Source organism: Klebsiella sp. JN_Kp121 (assembly GCF_040062145.1).
GTDB lineage: Bacteria > Pseudomonadota > Gammaproteobacteria > Enterobacterales > Enterobacteriaceae > Klebsiella > Klebsiella aerogenes.
On sequence record NZ_JBEAHX010000002.1, the window covers coordinates 897896 to 913015 of the forward strand.

A 15120-nucleotide genomic window follows, 5' to 3' on the forward strand; every position below is an offset into this window, starting at 1 on the left:
TTTTCTGCGTGGTGAGTTTTCATCATCTTAACATAACCCTCCCGAAGAATCGTCCCGTCGCCGGTCATGACGCTTATGTTTCGTTCGCGTTCAGCCGGGGAAGCCAGGCTGCGCCACGTACGCCGCTGGCGTCGCCAAAGCGCGCCGGAACAATGCGCGTATAGCAGGTTTCAGAAAAGAGATAAGAAATAATAGCGACAGGCAGATCATCGTAGATTCTGCTGACATTCGACAATCCTCCTCCTAACACAATGACCTGGGGATCCAGAATATTGATGACTGACGCCAGGCTACGGGCAAATGCATCAATAAAATGCCGCCAGTGTTCGCGCGCCTTCGGATCTCCCTGTTCTGCGGCGTTGATAATTTCCTGAGAGGTCAGGTTTCCCGGGAAACGACGGGCAAAACCGGTACCGGAAATAAAGGATTCAATACAGTTATGCTTGCCACAGTAGCAGGGCTGAGCGGGGCCATCAATCGCTGGTACGTACCCCGGAAGCGGGTTGTGCCCCCATTCGCCGGCAATGGCGTTTGGGCCTTGTAACAAATGCCGGCGCACGGCGATCCCACCGCCACACCCCGTACCGATAATCACACCAAATACGGTGTCAGCCTTTGCACCTGCGCCATCTACCGCTTCAGAGAGAGTAAAACAATCAGCGTCATTGGCAATCCACACTGGCTGCCGGATACGTTCGGCAAGATCGGCTTTCAGATCGTGACCATTAAGAACCAGGCAATTGCAATTTTTGATGAGCCCCGTTTGCGGGTCAATTGCGCCAGGCAGACCGACCCCTACGGTGAAGGGTTCCGGGCTAGCCGCGCGGGCATCATCAATAAGGCTCACCAGATGCAGCATAAATTCAGCGTAACTTTCTTTCTGAGTCGGCTGGCGCTTACGCCAGAGATAATCGCCTTGAGCTGAAAGCAATACAGCTTCCATTTTTGTGCCACCGATATCCAGTCCAAGATAATGCATACAATCCTCTGTCATAAGAGAGGCCGCGGCCTCTCTGCTGTCGTTATGCCTGGTGCGGGCGTGTGCGGTAAATGTGAATAAGTTCGGTCACCAGCTCCCTGGCCAGAATGGAGGTCATCAGGTGGTCCTGCGCATGCACCATCACCAGCGTCATTTTGGTTTTCCCTTCGCCTTCATCAACTTCAATGAGCTGGGTTTGAACAAGGTGAGCTTCGCGGGCAAAATGAGTCGCCTCTTTCATTAGTTGATCTGCGGCTTCAAAATCACCTTGCTTTGCGCAGCCGAGGGCTTCATAACAAAGGCTGCGCGACTGACCCGCGTTAATGATGATGCCCATAACTTGTTCTTCTAATTCCATGTTTTTTTCCTCTATGTTCTACTTTCAGGCGGATTGAGCCGCATCTTCTGCATGTTCAACCGCGTTTTCATGCTCTTGTTCCAGAAGCTGTTTTTCGTAGGCCTTCAGGAAGGGGAAGTACATGACGGCAGATGTCACCATGCATATCAGGCACAGGATCACAGGGCTGAAGCTCCAGTTGGCTGCCCATGATGCGCCAATGGGTGCAGGTGTTGTCCATGGCGTCATCGATACCACACGGCTGACTAAATCAAGATCCAGTGCAAACCATGCGAAGGTGGCATTGACCATCGGGACCAGCACAAACGGCAGGAAAAACAGAGGATTCATAATGATGGGCGCACCAAACAGAATGGGTTCGTTAATGTTAAACACCCCTGGTACCACGCCCATTCGCCCAATAGTCCGCAAATGGATGGCTTTGCTGCGCAGCAAAAGGAAGGCCAGCGGCAGCGTCGAGCCAACACCACCAATTAGCAGGTAATGGTCCCAGAAACCCTGAACGTAAATATGCGGGATAGCTTCACCCGCGGCGATTGCCGCCTGGTTTACGGACAGGTTTGCCATCCAAAAAGGGTTCATAATACCGGTGACGATCAGCGCACCATGGATACCGGCAAACCAGAGCACCTGGCACACCAGCACCGAGAGGAGCACTGCGGGGAGCGTATCGGACGCGGCAACCAGCGGTTTCACCAGCGACATAATCGCTTCGGGAATAATCATCCCCAGTTGCGCTTCAATAAGCAGGTTCAGCGGATGCAGCGTGATGACGATTGCCAGTACCGGGATGAGGATCTCAAACGAGCGCGCTACGCCAGTTGGGACCTCCGGCGGCAGGCGGATGGTAATATTATGTCGCTTCAGGAAGGCGTAAAGTTCCGTGGAGTAAATAGCCACCAGAATGGCGGTAAAGATCCCTTGACCGGAGAAGTAGGCCGTTGAAATCTGCCCGTCCTTCAATGGCGCAGCGACAAGCAAAAAGGCCATTAAAGAGAGCATCCCGGCGGTAAGTGCGTCGAGATCGTGGTGTTTGGCCAGACTTGCGGCAATCCCGACGGAAATAAAGATCGTCATAATTCCCATGCTGAAGTTAAAGGGCAGCATGAGAGCTTCACGGTGATCGAGCGAGAATTGCAGCCATGCCCTGGCGAAGCCCCAGGATGTGTCGGGCGAGAAGGGGGGGAAGATAAATACCAGCATAAAAGAACCCACAATCATGAACGGCAGAGCGGTAATGAAGCCGTCACGAATGGAGGTGACATATTTTTGCTGGCCGACGGCGCCCGCCATCGGAGTAATTTTCTTTTCGATAACCTGAATTAGTTTTGCGTACAGAGAGCTCATAGGGTTTCCCTTCTTTATTTGTTATCTATCAGGGAGAGGGCGAAATCGAGAACGGCGCCCCCTTTTTGCATGCCGTAATCCATCATGTTGATTGGCTCAACGCGGATCCCGTATTTATCGGCTTGTTTCTGTAGATCGCTTTGCATGTACTTCACCTGTGGTCCAAGCAATACCACCTGGTAGTGACCAACCTGCTCGGCAAATTCGGCAACGCCATACGCCTTGATTTCCGCTTCCAGGCCACGCCTGTGCGCTTCATCGACCATTTTTTTTACCAGCAGGCTGGTAGACATCCCGGCAGAACAACACAACATGATTTTTTTCATAACGTCTCCTTTGAATTTATGGCTGGAATATAGTCACCACGGAACAAAACGGAAAGCGCTTTCCGTTTGCGGATAAGGTAATTGTGACCACGATCACTTGAGAGCACCTTTCACTTTGTATGAATGTGCGCGATCATCCCTGCTATTCAAGAACTACTAAGGTCGACTTATGAACATTCATTTGATGAATGTTGCTGTGGATTTGATAGAGCAACGCCTCACGCCGGTGGCGAATATAATCACTAAAAATCAACACATTACAGCAATGCGAGACGGCTTTTCTCTTGCAATGCCTTTTGTCATCGTGGGAAGTCTGATGGTGCCAATGCTGTTTCCACCGTTCGCCATTTCAAGCACCTCACGATTCGGATCTTTTTATCTGCTGCTGCGTCCGATGCTGTTACCAACCTTTGAGCTGACGCTCGGCCTGGTGGCGTTGATTGTTGCATTTGGTGCAAGTGCCAGCCTTGCCAAGCAATATCAATTACCGGAACGGTTATGCGGGCTCACCGGATGTCTCGCCTTTCTGCTGTTTATCGGTTTTCGGGATAATGGCGCGACGAATGTTTTTCTGGGAGGGATGGGGCTTTTTACTGCCCTCATTTCAAGCGCATATTCGATTGAAATTATAAGGTTTTTTTATAATAAAGGGTGGTGCATTCGTTTGCCGGATGAGGTGCCGGTGATGACACGGAATGGTTTCCAGCTGCTGATGCCGCTGCTGGTGATTATGCTTTCCATCAGCGTGATGAATGCCGTGATGCTGCAGACGACCGGACAGATTTTGCCGCAACTGATTGGGGAAGCATTGCGCCCACTCATTGTAGCGTCAGATACTCTCACGGCTGTGCTTATCTCCTTGTTTCTGTGTAATCTTTTATGGTTCGTCGGTATTCACGGCGCGCTGATCATTACGGGGATCATGAACCCGTTCTGGCTCACCTATCTGTTTGAAAATCAGCGAGCCCTGGCCGCTGGAGAGGCTGTGCTGCCCCATATTTATTTACAGGGGTTCTGGGATTTTTATCTGTTGATTGGCGGTATCGGCTCTACGCTGCCACTGGTGTTTATGGCAATACGAAGCCGCTCAAGGCAGTTGAAGAGTGTGGGAAAGATTGGTCTTTTGCCTTCTCTGTTCAACATTAATGAGCCAATATTGTTTGGCTTCCCCGTCATCATGAACCCGGTTTTTTTACTGCCCTTTGTTTTTGTTCCGTTGATAAATGCCTGTATAGCTTGGTATTTGACGCAAATGGGTATCCTCGACAGGGCCGTTGCAATGCTGCCATGGTCAATGCCCTCACCGCTGGGTGCTGCATGGTCGGCCAACGGTAGCTGGAAGAATATGTGCATGTGCCTATTTGCCTTTTTCAACGCATGGATGCTTTATCGTCCATTCTTTAAGGTTCACGAACGCCAGCTGATGCAGCTGGAAAAATAACGCTCCTCTTGCTGTTTCTGCCCATTTCTCGTGGGCAGAAGCTTAATTAGTGATATTCATCACAAAAATATTCTCAAAGATCTCAAATTTGTGATTCAATCCGGCAAACACGGAAAGCGCTTTCCGTTAATGGATGTACATTTCCATTTTAGATCCTTACATTTCCCCTGCACGTTTAACCGTGAAAATAAAAATTCAAAGGGAACCTATGCAAACGTTATTTAAATCAATACCTCTGTCCTTGATTACCCTCACTGTCATCAGCGGCTATGCCAGCGCAGATGAGAAATATGATTTTGCACTCCACGGCTATTTGCGCTCAGGGATCCTCGCCAACAGTGACGGAAACCGGGTGGATTCAGTGGGACTGATGCCCGACGGGAAATGGCGTCTGGGGAACGAAGAAGATACCAAGATTGAGCTTATCCCGACAGTAACGCTGAAATCGGATACTGGCGCAGTTGCTCGTGTTCAGGCCAACCTGACGCATCAAACAAAATGTACCGCAGACTGGAACTGTACCGACGATGACGGTAAAGAAACCCAGTTCCGCGAAGGTTTTGCTGAGTTATCAAATCTCGATTTTGCGCCGGATATGACTTTCTGGGCGGGTAAACGTTACAGCAGCTCCAATCTTTCCAGTCACCAGTTCGACTGGGAGTATATTCAGTACAACGGAACCGGGGGCGGGTTTGATAACCTGGATTTAGGCTTCGCGCGCTTTGACGCCGGCGTTTATGCGTTTTCAACAACGGATGAAGCCAAAGCCTATCCCGTGGCTCTGGGGGATCAGGGATACCCTGACGATTACTCGCTTAACCTCTGGTTTAAAAAAATCGGCGGCACCGGGCTGGATGTTGAGCTTATTGGCCACCATATGAACCGCAACGAAAACCATCCCACTTCTGCTGAAAAAGGTTATGGCGTGACGGCGCTGTATAACGTCGACAGTTTTTATGGGCTGACAGGTGGCTATTCCCGCATTGTTTTCCAGTACGGCAAAGGGCTCGCTGCCGCTGACTCGCTGGGTAAAAACGGCTGGGGTTGGGCAAACCTGGAAGACACCCAGTCCTGGCGCGTGATTCTGGATGGCATGGCCAGTCTGGGCGAAGTGGACGTATCGACCTTTGCATTTTATCAGAAAGATAAAAACTACCGCTGGTGGACCAGCGATGATGACGGCTGGGGACGCTCCATGTGGGTGGCGGGTATCCGGCCGTATCATCAGATAACGAAGAATTTCGCCATGCAATATGAAGTGGGTTACGAATATCTGGATGATAAAAACTACATGGGGGTAAACGGCAAAGGAAAGGGGGGCCTGACCAAGGTGACCATTGCGCCAACGCTCACCTTCGATTCTGGATTCTGGAGCCGTCCACAGCTGCGCTTCTTTGCCACGTATGCCAAATGGGATAAAGGCGTCTCGGATGCGATAGACAGAAATTACGACTGGAGCACCGGTACCCTTAGCCCGGGGGGATACTCTCGCAGCGGGGATACCGATACGCTGAATTTTGGTGTACAGGCTGAAGTCTGGTTCTGAGGAGATAAGAGATGGCTTTCCCGATTCGAAAACTTCTGCTCGTCTCCTTACTGTCCGCGCTGGGAAGCGCGGGGGCGCTGGCGGCGGAACAATCCCATTTTGAACATTTTATTACTCGTGATGGTGCTGCGTTAAAAGACGGCGATCGGCTCTTTCGCTTTGCCGGGATCCATGCCCCGGAGCTGCATCGTATAGAGGATGACGCGAGAGGAACCTGCAAAGCGGATCCGCGCGGGTGGGGGCAATATTTCAAATGGCCTACTGCTGAAGAGCAAGAAAACTGGATTAAAGCCCTGGTGCAAACGGGTGCTAAAGCACAGCGCGTGTATGTGCTATCCGTTCAGCAGGAAAACGACGCGGCCTGCGGACGTGAAACGCATATCCTGTCGCCGGAAACGCCTGACGGCATGCCGCGGCTGAATGAAGCGGCAATGAAAGTTTATGACAACATGATTGCTGAAGCAGATAAGCAGGGGCTTCGCCTGATTCTACCGTTTATCGATCACTGGTGGTGGTGGGGTGGGAGAGAACAGCTTGCCTCATTTTATCATGAAAAACCTGAGGATTTTTATCGGACGGACAGTAAAACCTTCCAGGCTTATCTTGACGTGATTCGTCAGGTTATAACCCGGACGAACACCATTACGGGACGCCACTACTACGATGAAAAGGCGATTATGGCGTGGGAAACGGGTAATGAGCTGGAGGACACTAACGCCGATTTTCTTCATCAGACATCTGCCTGGATCCGTAAATGGGCACCCCATCAGCTTGTCGTAGATGGGACTTATAAAAAGGTGAATGATTTCGCGCTCAGCGATCCGAACGTCGACATCATCAGCAATCACTATTACACCAATGCCAATAACAACCACCCCGGGCAGGTTCGTAAAGATCTGGAGGCGATTGGTGGCAAAAAAGTCTATCTGGTTGGCGAATTTGGTCTCCTCGACCAAAAAGACCTTAACGCTATCATGCAGTCTATTGTGCATACTGAGGTCAATGGCGTGCAGGCCGCGGGCGGCTTTATCTGGGGTTTTCGCGGTCATCGGCATGATGGCGGTTTTTACTGGCACAAAGAGTATACCGGACACTATAGCTACCATCTGCCTGGCTTCCCGGATGAGGGGAAAGCGAATCAGGAGATGGAGGTTGTCAACCTGGTACGGACTGCCGCCGCACAAATGGCTGGTCTGAGCAAGGTGCCAGATTTGCCGGTACCAGAAGCACCGAGGTTACGCGAGAGCGATTCCCCCTTTGCCATTAACTGGATGGGGTCACCCGTTGGTCGTTATTACGACGTGGAAAGAACTGTGCAGCCACAGGGCCCATGGACACGCGTCGGAAAGGACATTTCCGACGGCAAAAATGAATGGGATCCATCGAAAATGAGTCTTTTCCGCGATAATTATCGCAGCCTGACGCTCGGCCAGACTTACTACTATCGGGTAATCGCTAAGAATGATAGTGGTCAGTCAGCACCTTCAAACGTGATTCGCCTGAAACATATGCAGAAAAACCTTCCACCGGTTATTACCCTGCAGGACATGCTTTCTACCACTGTCGATAAAGGCGTTCAACTCAATGCTGCCTGGCAGGATGACAATCTACCTGGCCCGAAAGTCAGCGTAGCGTGGAGCCATGACGGTAAGAATAACGTTCACTTCTGTAACAGCAGTAAAGAGGAAACCCGAGTCTGGTTCTCCGCGCCGGGCGACTATGCGTTGACCTTTACTGCTGATGACGGGTTGCTGGAAAGCAGCAAAACGATAAATGTCAGCGTGAAGCCCGCTGTGAGGCCTGTACCGGCAGATTATTGCAGCTTTGGCAGCGGGACTATGGATGTTAGCAAGGGAACACTTAACTCCATTAAAAGTGAAAAAGATACGTTAGCCATCGGAGAAGACGGTTTCCTCGGGCCTTTCGCGCATGACGGAGACAGCGTGAGCTGGCAGGTTAGCGCTCCCTGGGACGGTAAATTTACCCTACACGTGAAATTTAACGGCAAATGGGGAAGCAAGAAAAACTCGTTCATCGTGAACGACGGAACGCCAGTCAGCATTGAATTTCCGCAAACGGATGAGAAGGGCAAGACCATAGTCGTTCCTGTTTCGCTCAAAGAGGGGGGTAATACCATCAGTTTTGGAAAGTTTACCGGCGACTGGGGATATATGTTCATCAAATCAATTGAAGTTACTGCAGAGTAATTATTTGGCTGCCCTTTTGGGGCAGCTTTTTAACATTCAGGAGGCATTATGAATCGGTATCAATTTCCGGAAGGTTTTTTTTGGGGGGCTGCAGCATCAGGCCCGCAGACAGAAGGCTTCGCGAATAAGCCGCACCGTTCTATCTGGGATAGCTGGTATGCAGAACAACCCAACCGCTTTTTCCAGCAGATTGGTCCGCAGAAAGTATGTGAAACCTACAGCAAGTATAAAGAGGACGTTGCGCTAATGAAGCAAACGGGATTTAACTCGTTTCGTACTTCCATTCAGTGGTCACGGCTGATTGATGATTTTGAAACCGGTACCCCAAACGCAGAAGCTGTCCGGTTTTACAACAACTACTTCGATGAGATGATCGCCAGCGGCATTGAACCAATGATTAATCTTTATCATTTCGACATGCCGGAAATATTGCAAAAGCAGTATGGCGGTTTTGAATCACCCCATGTGACGGATCTTTTCGCAAGGTTTGCCCGCACTGCATTTGAGCTATTTGGTCATAAGGTCAAATACTGGATCACCTTTAATGAGCCGATAGTACCTGTCGAAGGCGGCTATCTTTATGATTTCCATTATCCTTGCAAAAAAGATGGCAAGCTGGCGGCGCAGGTTGCATTTAACATTATGCTGGCGCATGCAAAAGCGGTGCACCTGTACCGGAAACTTGAGCTACCGGGCGAAATAGGCGTGGTGCTTAATCTGACTCCCTCGTATACCCGAAACAATAGCGACGAGGATAAAAAAGCAGCGTGGTATGCCGACCTGTTCTTTAATCGCAGTTTCCTTGAACCGCTGGTTAAGCATGAATTCCCGAAGGAGTTATGTGAAGTCCTCGCAACCCATGATTGCTTGCCAGAAATAAAAAAAGCGGATGTCGATCTGATAACGAGTTCGCGGGTAGATTTCCTGGGGGTTAACTACTATGTTCCACGTCGGGTTAAAGCGCGCGAATGTCCCTATGAACTTGATTACTTCACGCCAGAGTATTACTTCGAGAACTACAGCGATCCCGAAGGGCGCTTCAATCCGTATCGCGATAATAACGAGATTTTTCCGCAGGCGATTTACGATATAGCCAGCAACATCCGCGATAATTACGACAATATGAAGTGGTATCTGGCTGAAATCGGTATCGCCATGGATATCCAGTCAGAAGGTCCTGTTCTGGCTGATGGGGTTATTGATGACACTTTCCGTATCGAATTAATGGAAGAACACCTCGAACAGCTCCATCGCGCCATCAGCGAGGGGGCGAACTGCTTTGGCGTACACCAGTGGACATTTATTGATAACTGGTCGTGGATAAATAGCTTTAAACGCCGTTACGGTTTCTGGCGACTGGATCTGGAAAGCGGGGAGCGACAGATAAAGCGTAACGCTCTTTGGTTTGCACAGTTGGCTGCCTCTAATGGATTTACGCCCGGAGCGTTTATAAAGGGCAACAAGTAATGGTCTCGTTCTATCGCATGATATTTAGGGGAACGGACGGTGGAGACAATCATGTTTAACGGCGTGATTTTATATTAGAAGAGGAAAATAGTCCGCACGGCATAGACTGAGCGGGCTATTAGGGAGTCATCCAACTCGTGAATCACCCATAACTAAAATCGAGTAGTTGGGAAACTGTCGCGGCAGCGAGTAATATTCGCGCTGCCGGCGCTGGATATTGTCATTGTTATTCCGTGAAAGAGGATCATAACGGACATCGTCAGGACAGGACCATAGTAAGTAAGTTAACAATCGACTACATTTAACATAATATACATTATGCGCACCAATGTTGTAACAGCAAAGTTGTAATGTCCGCTTTGGGCTAAGTTAAGATGTCCGTCATGTATAATCAACAAGAAGATCACCATGACGGCTCATGCAGCGGAGTTTTTTACATTGGATGAAGTTAACCGACTCAAAATCATTCAGGATGTTGTTGATCGCCGTCTGACAACTCAAATGGCAGCTCAGCGACTGGGCATCTCGGATCGCCAGTGCAGACGGCTTCTGTCGCGTTACCGTGAATCTGACCCACTTGGTATGGCTAATCGTCGTCGTGGGAAACCCAGCAATAATCAGTTGCCTGATGGCCTTGCGCGGTATGCACTCAGTATTATACGTGAGCGCTATGCAGACTTTGGGCCGACTCTGGCGTGTGAAAAGCTTGCAGAACTGCACGATGTCCACCTGTCCAAAGAAACTGTCCGGTCGCTCATGGTTAAAGCCGGTTTCTGGGTCCCCCGTAAGCAACGTGCGCCAAAAATTCAGCAGCCACGCTATCGCCGGGCCTGTTGTGGCGAACTGATACAGATAGATGGCTGTGACCACCACTGGTTCGAGAACCGTGCTCCAGCCTCTACCGCGCTGGTTTACGTTGATGATGCAACGAGCCGACTGATGCAGCTCCGCTTTGTAAAATCGGAATCAACATTCACCTATTTTGAGGCCACACGAGGCTACCTGGAAAAACATGGTAAACCGCTGGCGTTATACAGTGACAAAGCCAGTGTATTCAGAATAAACAACAAAAATGCCACTGGTGGTGATGGCTTTACCCAGTTTGGGCGTGCGATGCATGAACTGAATATCCAGACTATCTGCGCGAATACCAGCTCTGCCAAAGGCCGCGTGGAACGCGCTCATCTGACGCTTCAGGACCGACTGGTAAAAGAACTCCGGCTCAGGGGAATTTCTTCTGTTGACGCAGCCGATGAGTATGCTGATGAATTTATGGACGATTATAACCGGCGCTTTGCCAAAGCTCCGCGACATGACTTTGATGTGCATCGGCCACTTGAACATGATGATGATCTGGCTGCCTTTTTCACATGGCGGGAACCGCGTCGCGTTTCGAAATCTCTGACGGTTCAGTATGATAAAGTGCTCTATCTTATTGATGACAGTGAAATCAGTCGCAAAGCCATCGGGAAATACATCGAGGTCTGGCATTATCCGGATGGCCGAAAAGAACTCAGGCTTAACGGCGTTGCTCTTCCCTACTCCACTTATGATCGCCTGTCGGAAATCGACCAGGGAGCTATCGTGGACAACAAGCGGCTCGGACGTACACTAGAATATATTAAACTGGTTCAGGACAAACGCGACAATAACCGTTCTCAGGCAATACCTGCTGGCGATGGACCTTCACGGCGGCGCAGGAAACCAACTGATAAGAAATCCCAGCGATCACTGAACGGCGATGATATGCTGGAAGCTTTGAAAGTTTTACAGAGTCGTTCCGGTGAAATATTCGGTTCTAATACTCAAAAAACATAGGGCATAATATAGTAAAAGACATAGGCTGTAGTTTATTTAAGGGTCAGCTCAGATGCCCTGCATCAATAAGCGCCATACGAAGATGTTTTTGAATGAAATCTGCTTTGTAAATGCTGTATCGGTGGGTATCGTTATCACATAAAAGCACCGCGTTTTTTTTCATTAAAGCGTACTGAGTTGCTATATCATTGTTTCTAATAAGATAATCGCGAAATGCCAGATGTTTTATTATTTGAGCATCCCCGGTGGTGAAAGCATGGATGTGATGACTGCGCTGGTTTTCACCTTTTGTGAAGTACCTACGATTGGAAATTCCATTTTCACCACGCACAGTATATCCGGCACGCTCCATTGCCTGATTCATGCTGTCCAGTTCATCAAGATTAGTAACTTCAATTAATATATCTATCACTGGTTTAGCTGATAATCCAGGCACCGAGGTGCTACCAATATGGTGAATCTGGGATATCACATGACCAAGTGTTACCTGCAACAGAGAACGTTCGTTCTCAAATAATGTAGGCCACATGTCATCATAATCAACAACAGTCAATATTCGCATATTCAACAATCTCACATTTTTAACGAATTTTGTTCATTCACAATGAGGGGGAATCCCATTCCCTCTTTAATTTTTTCTACGTTAGCTCTGGACGTCAGCTTTTCTATTAAAGTAAATGCGACATTAATAGCTGTTGCAGGACTTTGCGATGTAATGATATTACCATCCACTACAATTGGGCGGTCAATGACATTGACACCCATTTCAGATAACTGCGTTTGACGTTTACTGCTCAGATGATACGTCGTACCCATTCTACCTTGAAGAGCACCGCTTTTTGCTACTGGTAAAGCGCCAACACAGACAGAAGCGATAATTTTGTTTTGGTTGTTAAATTTTCGAATAAGGCTGACCAGCCGCTCATCAAATGCATCCTCGTAAAAACCAGCCCGGCTCATTCCGCCGGGAATGGCAATGGCATCAAAGCTATCACCATCAATTTCATCCAGTTGATATTCTGGTTCGATGGTGAAATTCCAGGCACATTTAACTTTTTTTCGTAGACCAACTGTTACCAATTCTACGGGTTCCATTCCGTAAGTTGTTGTCCAGCCAATAGCATCAGTAAATGCACTGGCTTCATATTCTTCTAATCCCTGACAAAGGAATAAAATAACCTTCTTCATTTCGTAATACCCATAACAAGGGAAAATCCATAAATATACGGTAATAATAACACAAGTCGTGTACATGTCTCTTCTTGACATACCGTTTTGAGCGGCCATGTGTACGGCTTTGAACTGGGCTTCCATCCTTTGTAATCAAAGGACATTTCAGCTTTGCTGGCAGGCGGACATCTGAACTTAGCCTTGACATGCAGGGTAACAGCAAAGTTGTAAGCAAGTATATTGAGGTCTGGCATTACCCGGATGGACGGAAAGAACTCCGGCTAAACGGAGTCGTCCTTCCCTACTCCACTTATGATCGTCTTCAGGAAATTGACCAGGGTGCTATCGTAGACAACAAACGACTCGGACGCACACTTGAGTTTATTAAGCTGGTTCAGGACAAACGCGACAATAACCGGTCTCAGGCTCTCCCTGCCGGAGATGGCCCCTCGCGGCGGAAAAGAAAACCAACTGAGAAGAAATCCCAACGTTCACTGAATGGCGACGATATGCTGGAAGCATTGAAGACGTTGCAATCACGTTCTGGAGAAATTTTTGGCCCAAGGAGATGAGTTGAATCCCATGATAAACAGCAATGCTTCGGTATCTAACGTCCGCTTTGAGCGAAGAGCGGAAGTTGGTCATTGTTCTGCTAGTCTAATAGACGGTGAACAAAAAATGGGATGTCAGTACCATCTTATTCGCATCCATTCAAATGAGATCGAGGATTCTACTATGGGACCTTATCGTACTTTTCTTATTACAGGCGCAACCAGAGGTATAGGGAGAGCACTCAGTGACAAATTATCAGAACAGGGTCACCTGGTTGTGGGTATTGCCCGTAATAGTGATGCCAGCTTTCCAGGGGTTTTATATACGACCGATCTGAGTAGCTCTGATGAAACAAATTTAATTCTAATGAAAATTGCCAAAAATCACGAAGTTCACGGTATCGTAAATAACGTAGGGGTGGCCTTACCTCAACAACTGGGAAGTATTGATATTCCGACCTTCCTGAATGTCATGGATATCAATGTACGGGTAGCAGTTCAGATAACACAGGCGCTGGTTGCCAAAATGAAGCGCAGAGGCTGGGGAAGAATTGTGAATGTATGTAGCCGTGCTATTTACGGTGCGACTGACCGAACAGCTTACGCAGCAGCAAAAAGTGCGCTGGTAGGTTGTACACGAACCTGGGCATTAGAGCTTGCTCAATTCGGGATCACCGCAAACGCGATTGCTCCTGGGCCAATAGAGACAGAGCTTTTTCATAAAACACGACCTGTTGGAAGTGAAGCAGAACAACGTGTTTTATCGACAATCCCTATGGGCAGACTGGGCTCTCCTGCTGAAGTGGCTTCAGCAATAGCCTTTCTTTTATCATCAGAAGCGAGTTTTATTACTGGCGTAGTACTGCCTGTTGATGGTGGAGGAAGCCTGGGAGGACGTTAGAAATGTTAAGAAACTCTGTGGAAATTGAAACGCTTATCCAGGGCTGGTATTTGATATTGTCGCAGTTAGTAAGATATTTTAACCTGTCTAACCTAATAAATACACATGATGCATTTAAGCGAGTTCTATGAGTTTAAAGCCGCGTAAAATCGTTTTAATTCCCGGGTTTATGCTGAATGAAATGCTTTGGCATGAATTTGAAACATACCTGCCGTCAAACTGTATTGTTCATCATGCATCTGTAACTGAAGGACGAACCATTCATGATGTCGTTCAGCATCTGATTACTCTTCTGCCTGAGAAGTTTTCTTTGATAGGCTTTTCGATGGGAGGGTATATTGCCCGACAACTGGCAGCAGAATTCCCTGAACGTGTAGAGTCCTTAGTGCTTATTGCCAGTTCCTTACGGGAAGATACGCCGTTAGAGGCTGAAGCAAAGCGAAAAAGCGTGCAGTCATTGTCCCCCACAACGTTTAAGGGGCTGAGCAGCCATGCTATTGCCCGGACACTCCATCCTATAAACACATCAAATCAGGATATGATTTCAGCTATTCAGAAAATGGGATGCTCTCTGGGATTTGAAGCCTTCATCACGCAATCATCCTTATCCCGGCAAGGTATACCTTATGCAACGATATGTTGTCCAACATTGGTTATCGCCAGTGAAGATGATGCCATCCGTTCGATGAAGGAGGCAGAAGAGTTGGTCGAAGCCATACCTTATGCGTCGTTTAGAATCATTCGGAATTGCGGCCATATGATTCCGCTCGAACAACCTAGGGAGTTGGCAAAAACTATTGTTGAATGGCTCCCGCCTACGTAAATTATTGGGTATTTATCCGCAAATATCCTGACTTACTTCATCAGGGTAAGGTCCCCTCCTGGCACGAAGCGGACAGAGCTTTAGCAGCGCAACGCGCCATAAACCAGAAGTGGATTCTTTAGTTCCGAAAACTGCTTGCTATTTGAGCGAAAGGTAGTGCAATCTGTGTAGCCTCAGCTGAACCAT

At 48.5% G+C, this 15120-nt stretch carries 13 protein-coding genes and 1 pseudogene; 8 read left to right on the forward strand and 6 right to left on the reverse strand.

All coding sequences use genetic code 11. The features are described 5' to 3' along the window. Window positions 1–73 precede the first annotated feature (73 nt). From ABLU86_RS06935 to ABLU86_RS06950, 4 genes are read right to left on the reverse strand one after another with little or no spacing between them, the layout of a single operon-like run. The gene (locus ABLU86_RS06935) at window positions 74–979 is read right to left on the reverse strand and encodes an ROK family protein (RefSeq protein WP_015705381.1); all 906 of its coding nucleotides are present in this window, start codon (window positions 977–979) and stop codon (window positions 74–76) included. 43 nt (window positions 980–1022) lie between these two features. Continuing rightward, on the reverse strand, window positions 1023–1337 hold the full coding sequence (locus tag ABLU86_RS06940) for a PTS lactose/cellobiose transporter subunit IIA (protein ID WP_015705380.1): 315 nt from the start codon (window positions 1335–1337) through the stop codon (window positions 1023–1025). A 24-nt stretch (window positions 1338–1361) separates the two neighbouring features. Further along, on the reverse strand, window positions 1362–2684 hold the full coding sequence (locus tag ABLU86_RS06945; RefSeq protein ID WP_015366646.1) for a PTS sugar transporter subunit IIC: 1323 nt from the start codon (window positions 2682–2684) through the stop codon (window positions 1362–1364). A 14-nt stretch (window positions 2685–2698) separates the two neighbouring features. Continuing rightward, entirely contained in the window at window positions 2699–3010 is a 312-nt protein-coding gene (locus tag ABLU86_RS06950; RefSeq protein ID WP_015705379.1) for a PTS sugar transporter subunit IIB, read from the reverse strand. A 169-nt stretch (window positions 3011–3179) separates the two neighbouring features. On the opposite strand from ABLU86_RS06950, the gene ABLU86_RS06955 reads away from it, so the two are divergent. The 5 genes from ABLU86_RS06955 (at window position 3180) to ABLU86_RS06975 (ending at window position 11489) form a co-directional block, all read left to right on the forward strand. Next, window positions 3180–4451 carry a PTS transporter subunit EIIC gene (locus tag ABLU86_RS06955; RefSeq protein ID WP_032708022.1) on the forward strand — a complete coding sequence of 424 codons (1272 nt, stop codon included), beginning with the start codon at window positions 3180–3182 and terminating at the stop codon, window positions 4449–4451. A 208-nt stretch (window positions 4452–4659) separates the two neighbouring features. Beyond that, the gene (locus ABLU86_RS06960; protein ID WP_015366649.1) at window positions 4660–5997 is read left to right on the forward strand and encodes a carbohydrate porin; all 1338 of its coding nucleotides are present in this window, start codon (window positions 4660–4662) and stop codon (window positions 5995–5997) included. An 11-nt stretch (window positions 5998–6008) separates the two neighbouring features. After that, a complete protein-coding gene (locus tag ABLU86_RS06965; protein ID WP_348796022.1) occupies window positions 6009–8204 on the forward strand; it encodes a CBM35 domain-containing protein in 2196 nt (731 codons plus the stop codon). A gap of 48 nt (window positions 8205–8252) precedes the next feature. After that, window positions 8253–9671: a glycoside hydrolase family 1 protein gene (locus ABLU86_RS06970; RefSeq protein WP_015705375.1), complete on the forward strand. Its 1419-nt coding sequence runs from the start codon at window positions 8253–8255 to the stop codon at window positions 9669–9671. A gap of 408 nt (window positions 9672–10079) precedes the next feature. Then, a complete protein-coding gene (locus tag ABLU86_RS06975; RefSeq protein WP_348796023.1) occupies window positions 10080–11489 on the forward strand; it encodes an ISNCY family transposase in 1410 nt (469 codons plus the stop codon). Between the two features lie 43 nt (window positions 11490–11532). Here the strand turns inward: ABLU86_RS06975 and ABLU86_RS06980 are convergent, their stop codons facing one another. Next, on the reverse strand, window positions 11533–12051 hold the full coding sequence (locus tag ABLU86_RS06980) for a GrpB family protein (RefSeq protein ID WP_038991646.1): 519 nt from the start codon (window positions 12049–12051) through the stop codon (window positions 11533–11535). Between the two features lie 11 nt (window positions 12052–12062). Next, complete coding sequence (locus tag ABLU86_RS06985; protein ID WP_045420631.1) at window positions 12063–12677, reverse strand: DJ-1/PfpI family protein; 615 nt, start codon at window positions 12675–12677, stop codon at window positions 12063–12065. Window positions 12678–12892: 215 nt separating this feature from the next. Between ABLU86_RS06985 and ABLU86_RS06990 the strand changes: the two are divergent. The 3 genes and pseudogenes from ABLU86_RS06990 to ABLU86_RS07000 form a co-directional block, all read left to right on the forward strand. Next, window positions 12893–13231: pseudogene (locus tag ABLU86_RS06990) on the forward strand (ISNCY family transposase); the annotation flags it as partial. Next, window positions 13215–14111 carry an SDR family oxidoreductase gene (locus ABLU86_RS06995; protein WP_227504962.1) on the forward strand — a complete coding sequence of 299 codons (897 nt, stop codon included), beginning with the start codon at window positions 13215–13217 and terminating at the stop codon, window positions 14109–14111. The pseudogene ABLU86_RS06990 and the gene ABLU86_RS06995, both read left to right, overlap by 17 nt. Window positions 14112–14238: 127 nt before the next feature. After that, window positions 14239–14934 carry an alpha/beta hydrolase gene (locus tag ABLU86_RS07000; protein ID WP_047038613.1) on the forward strand — a complete coding sequence of 232 codons (696 nt, stop codon included), beginning with the start codon at window positions 14239–14241 and terminating at the stop codon, window positions 14932–14934. The last annotated feature ends 186 nt before the right edge of the window (window positions 14935–15120 follow it).

Coding starts and splice junctions, on each gene's coding strand:
- ABLU86_RS06935 (WP_015705381.1), bottom strand. CDS start 979: ATGCATTATCTTGGACTGGATATCGGTGGCACAAAAATGGAAGCTGTA.
- ABLU86_RS06955 (WP_032708022.1), top strand. CDS start 3,180: ATGAACATTCATTTGATGAATGTTGCTGTGGATTTGATAGAGCAACGC.
- ABLU86_RS06950 (WP_015705379.1), bottom strand. CDS start 3,010: ATGAAAAAAATCATGTTGTGTTGTTCTGCCGGGATGTCTACCAGCCTG.
- ABLU86_RS06960 (WP_015366649.1), top strand. CDS start 4,660: ATGCAAACGTTATTTAAATCAATACCTCTGTCCTTGATTACCCTCACT.
- ABLU86_RS07000 (WP_047038613.1), top strand. CDS start 14,239: ATGAGTTTAAAGCCGCGTAAAATCGTTTTAATTCCCGGGTTTATGCTG.
- ABLU86_RS06975 (WP_348796023.1), top strand. CDS start 10,080: ATGACGGCTCATGCAGCGGAGTTTTTTACATTGGATGAAGTTAACCGA.
- ABLU86_RS06970 (WP_015705375.1), top strand. CDS start 8,253: ATGAATCGGTATCAATTTCCGGAAGGTTTTTTTTGGGGGGCTGCAGCA.
- ABLU86_RS06945 (WP_015366646.1), bottom strand. CDS start 2,684: ATGAGCTCTCTGTACGCAAAACTAATTCAGGTTATCGAAAAGAAAATT.
- ABLU86_RS06980 (WP_038991646.1), bottom strand. CDS start 12,051: ATGCGAATATTGACTGTTGTTGATTATGATGACATGTGGCCTACATTA.
- ABLU86_RS06940 (WP_015705380.1), bottom strand. CDS start 1,337: ATGGAATTAGAAGAACAAGTTATGGGCATCATCATTAACGCGGGTCAG.
- ABLU86_RS06985 (WP_045420631.1), bottom strand. CDS start 12,677: ATGAAGAAGGTTATTTTATTCCTTTGTCAGGGATTAGAAGAATATGAA.
- ABLU86_RS06965 (WP_348796022.1), top strand. CDS start 6,009: ATGGCTTTCCCGATTCGAAAACTTCTGCTCGTCTCCTTACTGTCCGCG.